The organism is Enterobacter cloacae complex sp. SHL012 (assembly GCF_049237505.1).
Taxonomy (GTDB): domain Bacteria; phylum Pseudomonadota; class Gammaproteobacteria; order Enterobacterales; family Enterobacteriaceae; genus Enterobacter; species Enterobacter kobei.
The window spans coordinates 1,136,810-1,152,349 of sequence record NZ_JBMKIZ010000001.1; the positions used below are offsets into that span (position 1 = coordinate 1,136,810).

Genomic DNA, 15,540 nt, shown 5'->3' on the forward strand with positions numbered 1-15,540 from the left:
CTTAGTACGCCGCTTTGTTCACGAAGCCTTTGAAAATGGTCAGAAAAACAATCTTGATATCGAACCAGAGGCTCCACTCGCGGATGTACTCCAGATCGAACTCGATGCGTTTTTCCATTTTTTCCAGCGTGTCGGTTTCACCGCGCCAGCCGTTGATCTGTGCCCAGCCGGTGATGCCCGGCTTCACCTTATGGCGCAGCATGTAGCCTTCAATCAGCGAGCGGTACTGCTCGTTGTGCGCCACGGCGTGCGGACGGGGGCCAACAATCGACATGCCGCCGGTAAAGACATTGATAAACTGCGGCAGCTCGTCCAGCGAGGTGCGACGCAGGAAGTTACCTACACGGGTGACGCGCGGATCGTTCTGCGTCGCCTGGGTGACCACCTTGTCGTTCTCCATCACCTTCATAGAGCGGAATTTCCAGACCATGATCGGCTTACCGTCCATGCCGTAGCGGGTCTGACGGAAAATGACCGGGCCGGGGGAGCTCAGCTTCACCGCCAGAGCGATGCAGCACAGTACCGGGGAGATGAGGAGTAAAATCAGCGAAGAGAGCACGATATCTTCCACACGCTTGAGCACGCGGTTAATGCCCGACAACGGCGTATCGTACAGCGGTACCACCGGCACGCCGTTCACCTCTTCAATACGGGAATGCAGAATGTTGAAGGTAAACACATCCGGAATGAGGATCACCGAGCAGGTGGTATCCGCCAGCTCGCGCATCAGCTGCTTAATGCGGGATTCGTCTTTCATCTGCATGGCGATATAAACGTTGTGAATTTTTCCGGCTTTCGCGTCTTCAATCAGCTGGACGTAATTCCCCGCCCAGTCCGAAGGCACGCCGCCCGGTTTCGCGTCGTGATAAATGCCCACCACTTCAAACCCTAACCACGGCTCTTTGCGGAAGCTCTCGAGCAGAACCCTTCCAACCGGTAAATCCCCTGCCACCGCCACAAAGCGACGGTTATAACCGCGGTTACGCAGCCAGCCCGCGCCAAAGCGGATCAGGGAGCGGCACACCACCATGCCGACGCTGGTCAGCAGATACCAGCTGAGATAGGTCACGAGGCGATTATCGAAATCATGGCTGAACGCCACCAGGCCCGCGCTGAAGATCAGACTCAGGGTCCAGTTCTGCAGCAACAGCATCAGTTCGGTAGTCATTTTCACGCCGCGCCACGAGCGGTAGAAATCGGTCATCCCGCCGATCATCTGAAACACGACCAACGCAATCAGCGCCATCAGCAGATGCATATATAAAAACGGCAGCCCGCCGATCCGACACACCGCCCACAGTCCGCCGACCATGATGGTGATATCAGAAAAACGCTGCACCATAGAGATTAACGATGCATTCGTTCTCGCTCGTTCGCGTTTTTTTAGATTCGTCATCGTTGTTCCTGTATTCGGTTTCCCCTCCCGCCGGGAGGGGCAATTGTTACTGATTCAACAGCGCCAGAATGTCCTTCGTTCGAGCTTCCATCAGCGCCGTATCCGCGCGGGATTCCACGTTCAGGCGCACCACCGGCTCGGTATTGGAGGAGCGCAGGTTAAAGCGCCACTGTGGAAACGCCATGCTGATGCCGTCGGTGCGGTCAACTTCCAGCGCGTGAATGGCAAAGTGTTGCTCCACGCGGGCAATCGCCTCGGCGGGCTGCGCCAGCTTGCTGTTGATCTCCCCGCTCGCCGGGAACGCCGCCATGCGGTCGCGCACCAGCTCACCCAGCGTTTTCCCTTTCAGACACAGGAGTTCAGTCACCAGCAGCCACGGGATCATCCCGCTGTCGCAGTAGGCAAAATCACGGAAGTAGTGGTGGGCGCTCATCTCGCCGCCGTAGATAGCGTCTTCTTCACGCATGCGCTCTTTGATAAAGGCGTGACCGGTTTTGGACATCACCGGCGTGCCGCCTGCCGCTGACACCACATCGACGGTGTTCCAGGAAAGACGCGGGTCATGAATGATTTTCGCACCCGGGTTTTTCTCAAGGAACGCTTCCGCCAGCAGGCCGACAATGTAGTAGCCCTCGATGAACTGCCCTTTCTCGTCGAACAGGAAGCAGCGGTCGAAATCGCCGTCAAAGGCAATGCCCATATCCGCGCCGTGCTCAATCACCGCGTTACGGGTGTCGTCGCGGCACTCCGGCAGCAGCGGGTTAGGAATACCGTTCGGGAAGTTGCCGTCCGGGGTGTTGTGCACTTTGACGAAGGTCACCGGCACGTTCAGCGCTTTAAAGCGGGCTTCCAGGGCATCCACCACCGGGCCGGCCGCGCCGTTACCGGAGTTGATGACCAGCTTCAGCGGCTTGAGGTTCGCCACGTTGATGTAGCCCAGCAGGTGATCGATATACTCTTTTTGCAGGTTGATTTGCTTATAGCTGCCGCGTTTCGCGTCGTTCACCGGCGGGAAATCGTTGGCTTCCGCCAGACGCTGCACGTCGCGCAGGCCGGTGTCGCCGCTGATAGGACGCGCACCTTTGCGCACCAGCTTCATGCCGTTGTAGTCCATCGGGTTGTGGCTGGCGGTCACTTCAATACCGCCGTCCACGCCCAGGTGGAAGGTGGCAAAGTAAATCTCTTCGGTCCCGGAAAGTCCGATATCCAGCACGTCCACGCCCGCGTCCTGCAAGCCTTTCGCCAGCGCCAGCTTCAGGGATTCACTGGTCAGACGCACGTCGCCGCCCAGCACGATGGTCTGCGGCTTCAGGTATTCGCCATAGGCGCGGCCAATGCGCCACGCGATATCTTCATTCAGCTCTTCGCCCAGCTTGCCGCGAATATCGTAGGCTTTAAAACAGGTTAATTTTTCCATGATGACCCCTTTTTCAGGCAACAGTCGGCCCTGACCACTAAATGGCCAAATTGATTTTTTTGTCATTCGTAGGCCCGGCAAGCGCAGCGCCACCGGGCGTATTGCAGCGTGCTACACTCGACCGTAGCGGTCCTGGAAGCGCACGATATCGTCCTCTTCCAGATACGAGCCGGAGCGCACCTCAATTAAATCGAGAGGAATTTTCCCCGGGTTCTCCAGACAGTGCGTGGCCCCCAGCGGAATATAGATGGACTCGTTTTCACCCAGCAGTTTGACTTCGCCGTCGATGGTGACTTTAGCCGTGCCCGCCACCACGACCCAGTGCTCGGCGCGGTGATGGTGCATCTGCACCGACAGCCCTTCGCCCGGCTTCACGGTGATGCGTTTCACCTGATAACGCTCACCTGCATCGATGGAGTCATATTTGCCCCACGGACGGTACACTTCGCGGTGAATGTGGTGTTCGTGTCGGCCATCGGCCTTGATTTGCTCGACCACTTTTTTAACGTCCTGCACGGCGTTACGGTCGGCAATCAGCACGGCGTCTTTGGTCTGGACAACCACCAGATCTTTCACCCCGACCGTGGTCACCAGGCCGGACTCGGCATAGACGTAGCTGTTTTCCGTTTTGTGGCTAATGACATCGCCGTGATGGACGTTACCCTCCGGGGTATGGGCGCTGATCTCCCACAGTGAGGACCAGGAGCCCACATCACTCCAGCCCGCATCCATCGGAACCACAACGGCGTCGGCCGTGCGTTCCATCACCGCATAGTCAATGGACTCTTCCGGGCAGGCGAGGAACGCCTCCTCATCCACGCGGATGAAGTCGAGATCCGGGTCCACCACTGCCATCGCCTTCTCACAGGCATTCAGAATATCCGGACGGTATTTGCGCAGCTCTTCCAGATAGCGCCCGGCACGGAACAGGAACATCCCACTGTTCCAGTAGTACTCACCGCTGGCGACGTAGGCCTGAGCGGTTTCCAGATTCGGTTTTTCGACAAACTGCGCCACATCAAACGCCACGCTGTCGCCTTCGCCAGGCGTAACATTACCGCGGCGAATATAGCCATAGCCGGTTTCTGGCAGATCCGGCACGATGCCGAAGGTCACCAGTTTGCCGCTTTCGGCGTAAGGGATCGCTGCACGCACCGCCTCGCGGAACGCCTCTTCCTGCTGGATAACGTGGTCTGCCGCCAGCACCAGCATCAGCGGGTCACAGTCAGGACTGCTGCGTTTTGCCGCCAGCGCCGCGAGGGCGATAGCAGGCGCGGTGTTACGTCCGGCAGGCTCCAGAATGATGTTTTCTGTGAGTTTATTCAGCTGGCGCAGCTGCTCGGCAACAATAAAGCGGTGCTGTTCGTTACAAATCACCACCGGGCTTTCACACTCCACACCGTGCAGACGGTTTACCGTCGTCTGCAGCATGGTGAGGTCACCCTTCAGGCACAGAAATTGTTTTGGATAAAGCACGCGGGACAGTGGCCACAACCGGCTCCCGGATCCACCCGCCATTACGACCGGATACAAAGTGGTTTGACTCATGATTTATCCCCGTATATCTGCAATAAATTGACTCAGCACGTTCTCTTTCTCGAGCGTGCGTTCGGCATATTCACGTGCCACCGTGTTCACTTTTGGCATGGCAAGTGCCTGTTCAATGCCGGAGACCAGTGCCGGGACCGATTCCGGTTCGACGCACACGGCAATCCCCGGATAGCTGTCACACAGCTGGCCTAATTCAGTTTCGGCTTCTGCCGTGATCACCGCGTTGCCGCCCACCGCCAGAATGTTTGTCAGCTTGGAAGGCAATACCGCATCCGCCGCGCCACGTTTTTGTACCACCAGATGGCAGTCGCCCATCTTCAGCAGCGCAGGTAACGCCTCGTAAGACTGAAGCGGGAAGAATTTCACGTTGCTCAGGCCGCGTTCGCTGACCATCTTTTCCAGCCGCGCTTTCCCGCCGCCCTGCCCGACAATCACAAACATCCACGGATGCTCGTTAAGCTGCTGAGCCGCTTCAATCACGCTTTCCAGCCCTTGCTTTTCGCCGATGTTGCCTGAGTAAAGAATGATTTTTTGGTCTTCAGGCAAACCGAGTTGGGCGCGTAGCGTGTGAGCGTCCTGCTCCGTCACGTCGCGAAAACGCGCCACTTCGGACCAGTTCGGGAAGAAGATCACCTTCCGGGCAGGTACGCCCTTCTCCTGGGCCTTGTTCATCATCGAGCGTGAGATGGTCGAAACGTAATCCACGTTATGCAGACCGCTACGCTCAAAGGCGCTGGCGAGCTTCGCCACTTTTCCACCCTTGCCTTTGCCTGCCATCCCCAGGCCCAGCATGGCGTCCACTTCATAATCCTGTATGTGCAGCAGGGTGCGTGCGCCGGAGAGTTTGCCCAGCAGGCGCATGCCCGGCGTGCAAAACAGCGTCGGCACCACACCAATGATGCGATCCGGCTTCCAGCGACGCTGCGCCATCAGCGGGAAAAAACTGCTCAGGGCAAAGCTGCCGAGATGCAGTAGCCGTTTCAGCGTCGAGGGCTGCTTAGGTACATAAAGCGGGCAGCGCCAGACGGTTGCCGCCCCCTCTTCACGACGGTAGCGCCAGCTTGAGTAGCGCTCACCGACTTTCCATTCCGGGTAGTACGGCGGCGCGGTAATGACCCGCACGTCATGTCCCTGGCTCGCCATCCACTCGACCATCTCGCCGGTATATTTCCCGATACCGGTTAATTCCGGCGAGTAGTTAATTCCGTATACGAGGATTTTCATATGCCTGGCACCTCGGCCTGACGATCCGCCAGGAAATACGCCCGACTGTTGTCATGGACGTTCTCGCTTGCCAGAAGCGGCTCCGGTGCCAGCCAGCGGTAGTCGTCATGCTGAGCATCAGGCAGACGCAGGTCTGCCTGAGTCACCTTCAGGCGGAACCCCAGCACGATGTAGTGCGTGGTGAACCCGGTGCCTGAAAAGTTATCGTCATAGAAGTGCTGCCAGACCCCGTAAAACTGGCCCGCCGCCATCGGCAGCTGGAGGCCCAGTTCCGCCAGAGTGAGACGCTCAAACGCATCATGAAGCGTCTCATCCTTCTGCACGCGCCCGCCGGGCACGAACCAGAAGCCCTGTGCAGGACGGTTGGTTCGTTTCCCCAGCAAGAACTCGCCGCGTTCGTTCTCCACGATCAAATCAATCGAGATGAGCGGAGTGGAACGCACCACCGTGGCAAAATCTTCCTGACTTAAAAACATCGTTACCCCCGGAAGCGGTGCTGGTTTTCCAGGAACCACTGGTAGGTGCTGGCCAGCCCCAGCTCCAGTGATACCTCGTGATACCAGCCCAGCTGATGCAGACGGGTCACGTCCAGCAGTTTGCGCGGCGTGCCGTCCGGTTTCGTCGCGTCAAACACCACGCGGCCTTTGTAGCCCACCACCTGCGCGATGGTTTGCGCCAGCTCGCGAATGGTGCAGTCCACGCCGGTTCCCACGTTGATGTGCGACAGCATCGGCTCGGTGTTCTCCTGCCACACTTCGCGATCCAGCTCCATCACGTGAATGCTGGCGGCAGCCATGTCGTCCACGTGCAGGAATTCGCGCATCGGCGTGCCGCTGCCCCACACCACCACATCCGGTGCGTTCTCGGCGGTCGCCTCGTGGAAGCGACGCAGCAGCGCCGGGATCACGTGCGAGTTGCTCGGGTGGAAGTTGTCGTGCGGTCCGTACAGGTTGGTCGGCATCACCGAGCGATAGTCGCGGTTGTACTGACGGTTGTAAGATTCGCAGAGCTTAATCCCGGCAATCTTGGCAATCGCGTAAGGCTCGTTGGTTGCCTCCAGCGTGCCCTGCAGCAGTTCGCTTTCCGCGATCGGCTGTTTTGCCATTTTCGGGTAGATGCAGGATGAACCGAGGAACAGCAGCTTATTCACGTTGTGCAGGTGCGCCGCGTGAATGATGTTGCTCTCAATCATCATGTTCTCGTAGATGAAATCCGCCGGGTAAGTGTTGTTGGCGACAATGCCGCCCACTTTCGCCGCCGCCAGATACACCTGGTCAATGTGTTCGTTAGCAAAGAAGTCCTGCACCGCACGGCTATCGAGCAGGTTCAGCTCGTCGCGCGTGCGGACAACCACTTCTACGTCACCGCGCTGTTCCAGCTGGCGAACAATCGCGGAACCCACCATTCCGCGATGACCGGCGACAAAAATACGTTGTTTTGTCATTCTCAGGACTCCAGCGCGATGGCAACCTCGTAGCCATGAGACTTGAGCAGGGAGTGTTTTTTCGCTGCTTCAAGATCTTTGGCGACCATCTCGGAAACCATCTCCTGCAGAGTGATTTCTGGTTTCCAGCCCAGTTTCTCGTGCGCTTTGGTTGGGTCGCCCAGCAGGGTTTCCACTTCAGCAGGACGGAAGTAACGTGGGTCAACCTGAACAATGACGTCGCCTGGTTTCACGCCTGGCGCATCATGGCCGGTTACGGAAACAACGATACCTTTCTCTTCCACGCCGGTACCTTCGAAGCGCAGCTTGATGCCCAGCTGTGCAGCGGCCATCTCAACGAACTGACGTACGGAGTATTGAACGCCGGTTGCGATCACGAAGTCTTCTGGCTGTTCCTGCTGCAGCATCATCCACTGCATTTTCACGTAGTCTTTCGCATGGCCCCAGTCACGCAGGGAGTCCATGTTGCCGAGGTGCAGGCACGATTCCAGACCCTGGGCGATGTTCGCAATAGCGCGGGTGATTTTACGGGTAACGAACGTTTCACCGCGACGTGGGGATTCGTGGTTGAACAGAATACCGTTACAGGCATACATGCCGTAGGATTCACGGTAGTTCACGGTGATCCAGTAGGCGTACAGTTTTGCGACCGCATACGGAGAACGTGGGTAGAACGGCGTGGTCTCTTTCTGTGGGATTTCCTGCACCAGACCGTAAAGCTCAGAGGTAGAGGCCTGATAGAAACGGGTTTTCTTCTCCAGACCCAGGAAGCGAATCGCTTCCAGCAGACGCAGAGTACCCATGGCGTCAACGTCAGCGGTGTATTCCGGGGATTCGAAGGAGACCGCCACGTGGCTCATCGCGCCCAGGTTGTACACTTCATCCGGCTGCACTTCCTGCAGGATACGGGTCAGGTTGGAGGTATCGGTCAGGTCGCCGTAGTGCAGGTGGAATTTCGGGTTTGCCGCGTGAGGATCCTGATAAATATGATCGACACGTTCGGTGTTGAACGAAGAGGCACGACGTTTAATACCGTGTACTTCATACCCTTTTTCCAGCAGGAACTCTGCCAGATAAGAACCATCCTGCCCGGTAACGCCGGTGATGAGAGCGACTTTAGACATGTTTATATTCCTCTACTTATGAATTTAATCAGTTTCAACGCGTTCGCGTATCACCACTGCGGGGTTGCCACGGCAAACTTTATTTGCCGGTAGCGATTTAAAAACGCTGCTGCGGGCACCCACTACCGTGCCATCGCCAACAGAAACACCTGGTGCAACAAAAACATCCGTTGCCAGCCAGCATTTTTCACCAATCACAATAGGCGAAGCGGTAATATCAAAATGCTGACTCATAAAATCGTGGCTGCCGGTGCACAAATAACACTTCTGTGACACCACCGAATTTGCGCCAATCGTAATTTCGCCAAGGGTATATAACACCGCGTCATCCCCTACCCAGGCGTAATCCCCAAGCGTTAATTTCCAGGGGTAGGTAATTTTTACCGAAGGTCGAATGACTACGTTTTTTCCGATTTTTGCGCCAAACAGACGCAATAAGAATGCTCGCCAGCGGTACAATATTTGTGGTGACCAGGCAAATAACGTTGCCTGAACGGCCCACCACAGCTGCACTTTAATACCGTTGCCGCCCCGAAAGCCTTTCGGCACGGAGAAACCCTTCAAATCCTGCATTGCGTTTCCTTATATTCAGGCTTTGTTATATAAGGTTTTCGTTTTACCTGTCGTCCGCAGGCGTAATAAATAAGACAATTCCGCCCAGAACCCCGGCACGCGTAATATTTTGCGCTGCACGTTTTTGGCATCCTGGCACAATTCCAGATTATTCGATGTTGACACGCCACCCATTGAGAATTCAGAGACCAGTCCTTTAATTCGGCGGAACGGATAGCCCGACTTATACAGACTGGCGGCCAGGGCATAATCCGATGACACTTTATACTGCAAATCGTATGGCTGTTTTTTCAGACCGTTTACCGGGAAGAAAATGGCCTGATGGCTGGCGGGCAAACTGTGGTAGATATACCAGCCTGGCTTTGCGCTGCGGCACACTTTATGCCCATCACCAAAATCAAGCAGTGCATCGCCAATATACATGGCCTCCTCTTTCTGACGCGCCAGCTGACGGGCAAACAGCGCCACGTCATCATGGAAAACATCGCCAGAATTGAGGAAGATGGCATAACGACCCTGGGCCATGTTAATGCCCTTGTTCATCGCATCGTAAATGCCTTTATCTTTCTCGCTGATGTAACGTAAGTTGAACTCACCGTTGAGTTTTTCCAGAAACTCCGCCGTGCCATCGTTCGAGCCGCCGTCGACCACAATCCACTCAAAAGTGAGGCTTGGATCGCGCGCCAGGTTGCGCAGCGAGCGCCAGGTTTTTACCACCCCTTCGTAATTACGAAAAGCGACAGTAATGACGCTAAGAAACATAAATCACCTCATTTCGTCATACGTTCGTAATATTAAGCGCTTTGCGCAAAATAAACGGACAGACAATCAAGAAAGCATATTCCGGGCTAAATATTGACCCGGTAAAAAACAGCGACACCGGTGTAAACAGATAAAGTTGCACGCGAAAGTTCTGGTTATCACCAAACGCGTTAATCATCATTTTGAAAACTTTAAACAGATACCACAGCGTCAACAGTACGGCGAACCACGAAAAATAAATAATTAACAGATACAGACCATTGTCTATGGTTTTACCGACATCCGCACCGTTAAAGATTCCGAATGATGCAACATATTCGTAAAGTGAGCCGAATCTTACTACACCATCAATATGGGTTAAGGAATAACCCACCATCACCAGCGGACCAATGATGCGATAATAGGACGATGAGCCTTCTGTTCCCAAATCTCCCAGACGTTCTGAGATGTACGGGAACGCAAATATCACGCCGACCAAAAATACCGTCAGGGAGATAATCGCCAGCGGCAGTTTTTTCTTAATCGCATCTTTGTTCAGGTACTGGAACGCCCACTCCAGCAGGTAAAACAGGATAAATGTCATTACCCCTGAGAACGATCCAGACAGAACAATTCCTGCAAGAATCATAGCATCGGTCTTAGGTGTTTTGATACCAAACTGTTTGATGCTGAGCCAAATTGAGATTAACGCCAGAGCGAAGAACGCCGGTTCAAAATAGAGGGCCGTGGTACGTTTTCCGCCAAACTTAATGAAGTTCAATACATAGCTGTTGCTGTAAATGAGATATTTCGAAATTATCTCCATCAGGCTGCTGCCACCGGTGAGAATAATTTGCGCCATTTCCAGTGCAGCAAGCATAACAATTAACGCAACGGCAATATAAAAGAACCTGAGGATTTTCCGATAATTGTGCGGAGAAATCGTTTTAAACCGAATACTCCAGACCATGCCGATAATAATGACAATATAGACAAACAGCATGGTGGAGGTGACGTATTTACTGGCATCCAGTGACTGGCCAAAGATGTAGTTAAACAGCGTCAGGCCCGTGCCCAACCCCAGGGCAATCATCAGCTTCTTCAGGTTGATTTTATCGACATACAGCAGAAGCAGAACGGGCAAGAAGGTGACGATGGTTATCGGGAAGCTTTCGCCAAGCTGGGCAATTTTGACGTTGACCAGCAGGTAGATCAGCGGCAGCAGCAGATAACTACAGATTCTGATAGAACGAGACATACTCCTCCAGCATCTGTTGTCCACTGTAGGCCTTGCGGCTGCGGTTGCGGAACGATTCCAGGTCAGTGCCAAAAACAGTCTCAGCGATCTGCGCTTTCGGCATCTGCACCAGCGGCAGCACTTCCCCTTCCGAGAACGTTTTACCGCCCGACTTTTCCAGCACTTCACGCGCGGCATCGCTGTGGGTGGCAATCACCGGCACGCCGATGGAAAGCGCTTCGCAGAGGATCAGCGGGTAGTTATCCACGCGGGAGCTGAACACCAGCGCATCCATGCCGTTCAGCGCGCTCATCAGTTTGCGCTTGTCGGTTTCAAACCCGTGGTTCACGACGTTCGCCCCTTCGAACGGGGAAAACTTGCCGAAGGTATGCAGTTCAATCTTGTCACCGAGCGCCATCATGTCGCGCACCAGCTGCTGGTTGGTTTTGCCGTCGTAACGCAGGTCATGCGCAACGATGGCGATTTTCGGTTTACCCGCGGTGTCCGCCACCGGCGTCAGCTCCGCCAGAATGGCTTCCGTCGCCACGTCGATACCGTTGTTGATAATCTGGCAGCGCCCTGCCCCGTAAAGGCTGTTGAAGGCATCGGCCACGTGCTGGCTCGGGGAGATAAACGTGCAGCCGAGCGAGAGCATGTCGCGGAACAGTTTGCGCTTGCCGGTTACCAGCTGGTGAGCACGATCCACTTTCACCGGCGGGTAGTTGCTTAACGTCGGGCATTTCTGGCAGTTATCCTTCCAGCCTTCGCAGCCGTCGGTAAATGCGCAGCGTCCGGTCACGCTCCAGTGATCGTGCAGCGTCCAGACGAAGCGTGTATCAGGCTTGTGCGCCTGCACCTTCTGACAAAACGCCACCACCTCTTCCAGATTCAGCCAATAGCTGTGCAGGACGTGGAAATGCAGCACAACCGGACCCGTGGTTCGGGTTACAGTGCGATAAAGATTATTCAGGTTACCAAACAGATCGCGGTTAAACAGGCGGAACAAGGCAATGTTGGCCATCGAGGTCAGACGCGGCGTGTGCTTTTGCACCTGCGGGTAGTTATCGTGACTGACGCTTTTCTTGCCGCCTTTGCCGTAGCCATAAATAAAACGAGACTGAAGTCCTTTTTGCAGTGCGCGCTGGTGCAGATCCAGGGCCACGCCTGCCGCTCCGCCTTCAGCGAGGCGGACGTTAAATTGCAGAATGTTCATTTAATCACCTTCACGCGGGCCTTTTCTCCCACCACCAGCGCGTTGTCCGGAATGCTGTCCAGCACCACGCTGCCCGCACCAATCGTCACGTTGTTACCGATGGTAATGTCACCAATGATCACCACGTTCGCGCCCAGCTCGACGTTATTGCCGATAACCGGGCAGGCCAGGCTGTCTGGCCCTCGGTTGCCAATGGTGACCGCATGACGAATGGTGAAATCATCCCCGGCGACCACGAACTTATTGATCACCACCGCATAGCCGTGGTGAATGGTAAAGCGGCGGCCAATGGTGGCAGCGGCCTGAATTTCATAACCAAAAAAGCATTCAGTAATAATGCGGTACAGCACCAGAACCGGCGCTGCCCAGAGGTTGTTCAGCACGTTTTTCTTGCGCCACACCGAACAAAAATGCGCGATACGGTACGCCAGGACCATGCAGCATGGGCGCAGGCTCCAGCTGTTTGCGCGGCAATCTTCAAGAAACATTATTTCCCCCGAAGTCCATCAGCCAGACGTTTGCCGTTACGGACGGACAGCAGCGTCAGCAGCGTGCGCCAGTTCATGCGCTTATTGCGGATCTGATAGAGGGTAAAGAGCTGATACTTCCGGCTGGCACGGTCGAACTTGTCCTTGTGCTTGCGGTAAAAATGGAAGTAGCCCGAGAACTTCTTCGGCGAGGAGGTAATTTGCATCTCCCCGTGATTGATGTGCAGGATCTGCGTGGCCTCTTCCACTTTCCACGGTTCGCCATACTCAACCACCATCCGCAAGAAGATGTCGTAATCCTGCGCGGCTTTCAGTTCGGTATCGAACAGGCACTCCTTAAAGCGCCATGCCCAGGTGAAAACCTGATTGCCGATAATATTGCGCTTGTAGAACAGGCGGCGAGAATAGGGTGATTTCGGGTACAGCGGCAGGCTGGCAGGCTGCGAATAAACTTCACCCTGACAGACATAGTCGTTGGCATACAGGAACGCGTGCGTCACCAGCTGTGCTTTATGTGAAAGGAAGACAGACAGTCGGTTCGGGGTCCATTCGTCATCGTCGTCGATGCCGGTCAGATACTGCCCTTTGGCCTGCATAATCGCCTGGTTACGCACCGCGCATGCCCCGGAGTTAATCGGGTTATGGGTGTACATCACGCGCGGGTCGTTGAGATCGGTGACAAATTTTTGCAGCTGTTCATACGAAGAAGAACAGTCATCCACGATGATCAGTTCCCAGTTGTCATAATCCTGACGTAACACCGACTTGATTGCGCGGATCGCCAGCTGCTGACGATTCCATGTCGGCATATAGATAGAAATCAAAGGGCGTTGTGTGGTCATTTCTTTCTCCTACCCCTCACCCCGGCCCTCTCCCCTGAGGGGATAGGGTGAAAGCGGCACCGAACAATCCCCTCTCCCCTCAGGGGAGAGGGTTAGGGTGAGGGGTGTAAGGGTATGTTTTGGCTGTTATTTACTGTCAGACTTATATTCGTACTCGTAATAACCGTAATCCTGATACCCGGTCGCGCGGCGGAAGATGGAGTTCAGGATCACCCCTTTCACCTCAATCCCGTTCTGCTCGAAGCGGCTCAGGCTGGTTTCCACTTCTTTCAGGGTGTTCACCGCGTAACGTGCCACCATCAGGGTGGTACCCGCATGGCGACCTACCACGGCGGCATCGGTCACGGCCAGAATTGGCGGCGTATCGATCAGCACCAGGTCATAGTGTTTGCTCGCCCACTCAATCAGCTGGGTGAAGCGTTCGCTCATCAGCAGTTCCGACGGGTTAGGCGGTATCTGACCACGTGGGATCAGATCGAATCTCGGAATCGAGGTCGGCTTGGCGCTCTGGCTAATCTCCCCCTGCCCCAGCAGGATTTCCGACAGACCGTTAACGTTGTTGGTGCCCAGCAGCTCGTGGGTATAACCCTTGCGCATATCGCAGTCGATCAGCAGCACGCGTTTGTTGGTCTGGCTGACGACGGCCGCCAGGTTGGCGCAGACAAAGGTCTTACCGATTGACGGACTGACACCGGTTAACATCAGGACGTTGTTTTTGGCCTGCATCATGGCGAAGTGCAGGCTGGTACGCAGGCTACGTATCGCTTCAATCGCCAGGTCCGTCGGGTTACCCACGGCCAGCAACTGGCTCTGTTTGTATCGCTTAACGCCTTTAATGGTTTTGACGCTGTCACGGGATTTTTGCCACTCGGAAAGCGGGATGCTGGCATAGACGTTGATACCACTCTCTTCCAGCGCCTGCGGGCTTTCGATTCCGCGGTTGAACAGCGAGCGCAGCAGCACACCGACAATGGAGAGCATCAGGCCGAGAATAATGCTGCCGAGAACGATCAGCGCTTTCTTCGGCTTCAGCACGCCGGGCTGGGTAATCGCCGGGTCGACGATGCGCACATCACCCACGGTACTGGCTTCGGTGATTTTCAGCTCCTGCTGTTTGTTCAGCAGCTGCATGTACACCTGCTGACCAGATTCCACGTCGCGGGTCAGACGTACAATTTCCTGCTGCGTTTTCGGCATCGCGGTTACGCGGTCGTTCAGCTTCGCCTTCTCTTCTTCCAGCGTGCGACGTTTTTCCAGCAGCGTGCGGTAGGCCGGGTGACGTTTGGTGTACAGCTTGGAAATCTCCGCCTCTTTGAAGGTCAGCTCGTTGAGCTGGGCGTCGATGTTAACCATTGAATCAAGAACAGACTTCGCCTCCAGCGGCAGGTCGACAGAGTCTTTATCCTGACGGTAAGCGTTCAGTTTATTCTCGGCATCATCCAGACGGGCCCGCACTTCCGGAAGCTGTTTAGCAAGGAAAGCCAGGCTTTTCGCCGCTTCCGCCGACTTACGCTCAACGTTCTGCTCAAGATAGTTGCGGGTGATGCTGTTCAGGATGTCGCGGATTTGATCTTTATCTTCACCGGTAAAGGTCATGCTCAGCACGCCGGTGTCCTTACCGTTTTCAGTCACGGTGAGGTTGTTTTGCAGATTGTTGATCATTCCCAGCGTGGAGAATTTGGTCACGGTGAACTCGCCGCCCTCCTGGGCATGAATGGCGCTCACCATCATGCTGACGCCATCTTTCGTCAGCATCTGGCCCACTTCGCCGCGCGCGCTGAATCCCGCATCGCTGGTCAACTGGTACTGTTTCGGACCCAGCACCGTCAGGGTAAAGGTTTGATCGCCCGCCCCTTTCGGCAGCACAAAGTCAGTCACCTTTACCGTATCGTTGCTTCGTCCCATAAGGCGATCCCAGCCGGCACCAAAGATCGGGAAGGTATTTTTGGTGACGGAGATATCGAGACCGAGGTCGTGAACCGTTTTCCCCAGTACCAGACGTGACTGAATCAGCTGAATTTCAGCGTCGGATGCCGGTGGTTTGTTCGCCAGCGCAGAGCCAATATCCTGCACCAGCGAGTTGCCGGTATTTTGCTCAATCTGCACCAGCGCGTCGGCGCTGTAGATAGGCGTGGCGAACAGCGTGTAGACGACGGCTGCCGCGGCAAACACAGCGGTAATGCCAAGCACCCACCACTTTGCCTCGATAACCGTGCCGACCAGGCGACCAATATCAATTTCATCACTGCCCGAAGTCGGGGCGGCAGAAGGTCTTGTTTTTTCTGTCATT

The 15,540-nt window shown here is 55.3% G+C and carries 14 protein-coding genes; all 14 read right to left on the reverse strand.

Annotation, left to right across the window (positions count from 1 at the left end; genetic code table 11):
* Window position 1 precedes the first annotated feature (1 nt).
* Window positions 2-1,396, reverse strand: coding sequence for an undecaprenyl-phosphate glucose phosphotransferase (wcaJ, locus tag ACOTY9_RS05455; protein ID WP_014884496.1), 1,395 nt, complete (start codon window positions 1,394-1,396; stop codon window positions 2-4).
* A 46-nt stretch (window positions 1,397-1,442) separates the two neighbouring features.
* Window positions 1,443-2,813, reverse strand: coding sequence for a colanic acid biosynthesis phosphomannomutase CpsG (gene cpsG, locus ACOTY9_RS05460; protein WP_045281004.1), 1,371 nt, complete (start codon window positions 2,811-2,813; stop codon window positions 1,443-1,445).
* Between the two features lie 111 nt (window positions 2,814-2,924).
* A complete protein-coding gene (gene cpsB, locus ACOTY9_RS05465) occupies window positions 2,925-4,361 on the reverse strand; it encodes a mannose-1-phosphate guanyltransferase (protein WP_014884498.1) in 1,437 nt (478 codons plus the stop codon).
* A 3-nt stretch (window positions 4,362-4,364) separates the two neighbouring features.
* On the reverse strand, window positions 4,365-5,588 hold the full coding sequence (wcaI, locus tag ACOTY9_RS05470) for a colanic acid biosynthesis fucosyltransferase WcaI (RefSeq protein WP_348565391.1): 1,224 nt from the start codon (window positions 5,586-5,588) through the stop codon (window positions 4,365-4,367).
* Window positions 5,585-6,064: a GDP-mannose mannosyl hydrolase gene (locus tag ACOTY9_RS05475; RefSeq protein WP_014884500.1), complete on the reverse strand. Its 480-nt coding sequence runs from the start codon at window positions 6,062-6,064 to the stop codon at window positions 5,585-5,587. The genes wcaI and ACOTY9_RS05475 overlap by 4 nt, the downstream gene beginning before the upstream one ends.
* 2 nt (window positions 6,065-6,066) lie before the next feature.
* Complete coding sequence (gene fcl / locus ACOTY9_RS05480; RefSeq protein WP_348565390.1) at window positions 6,067-7,032, reverse strand: GDP-L-fucose synthase; 966 nt, start codon at window positions 7,030-7,032, stop codon at window positions 6,067-6,069.
* A gap of 2 nt (window positions 7,033-7,034) precedes the next feature.
* On the reverse strand, window positions 7,035-8,156 hold the full coding sequence (gene gmd, locus ACOTY9_RS05485; protein ID WP_014884502.1) for a GDP-mannose 4,6-dehydratase: 1,122 nt from the start codon (window positions 8,154-8,156) through the stop codon (window positions 7,035-7,037).
* A gap of 24 nt (window positions 8,157-8,180) precedes the next feature.
* A complete protein-coding gene (gene wcaF / locus ACOTY9_RS05490) occupies window positions 8,181-8,729 on the reverse strand; it encodes a colanic acid biosynthesis acetyltransferase WcaF (protein ID WP_023330881.1) in 549 nt (182 codons plus the stop codon).
* A 15-nt stretch (window positions 8,730-8,744) separates the two neighbouring features.
* On the reverse strand, window positions 8,745-9,491 hold the full coding sequence (wcaE, locus tag ACOTY9_RS05495) for a colanic acid biosynthesis glycosyltransferase WcaE (RefSeq protein WP_023330882.1): 747 nt from the start codon (window positions 9,489-9,491) through the stop codon (window positions 8,745-8,747).
* A gap of 16 nt (window positions 9,492-9,507) precedes the next feature.
* Window positions 9,508-10,728, reverse strand: coding sequence for a colanic acid polymerase WcaD (gene wcaD / locus ACOTY9_RS05500; protein ID WP_014884505.1), 1,221 nt, complete (start codon window positions 10,726-10,728; stop codon window positions 9,508-9,510).
* Window positions 10,703-11,920, reverse strand: coding sequence for a colanic acid biosynthesis glycosyltransferase WcaC (wcaC, locus tag ACOTY9_RS05505; protein ID WP_348565388.1), 1,218 nt, complete (start codon window positions 11,918-11,920; stop codon window positions 10,703-10,705). Before wcaC ends, wcaD begins: the two co-directional genes overlap by 26 nt.
* The gene (wcaB, locus tag ACOTY9_RS05510; RefSeq protein WP_014170825.1) at window positions 11,917-12,408 is read right to left on the reverse strand and encodes a colanic acid biosynthesis acetyltransferase WcaB; all 492 of its coding nucleotides are present in this window, start codon (window positions 12,406-12,408) and stop codon (window positions 11,917-11,919) included. Before wcaB ends, wcaC begins: the two co-directional genes overlap by 4 nt.
* Window positions 12,408-13,250 (reverse strand): colanic acid biosynthesis glycosyltransferase WcaA, encoded by an 843-nt coding sequence (gene wcaA, locus ACOTY9_RS05515; protein ID WP_014884507.1) that lies wholly within the window; start codon window positions 13,248-13,250, stop codon window positions 12,408-12,410. The genes wcaB and wcaA overlap by 1 nt, the downstream gene beginning before the upstream one ends.
* Before the next feature lie 126 nt (window positions 13,251-13,376).
* Window positions 13,377-15,539, reverse strand: coding sequence for a tyrosine-protein kinase Wzc (gene wzc / locus ACOTY9_RS05520; RefSeq protein ID WP_014884508.1), 2,163 nt, complete (start codon window positions 15,537-15,539; stop codon window positions 13,377-13,379).
* Window position 15,540 lies beyond the last annotated feature (1 nt).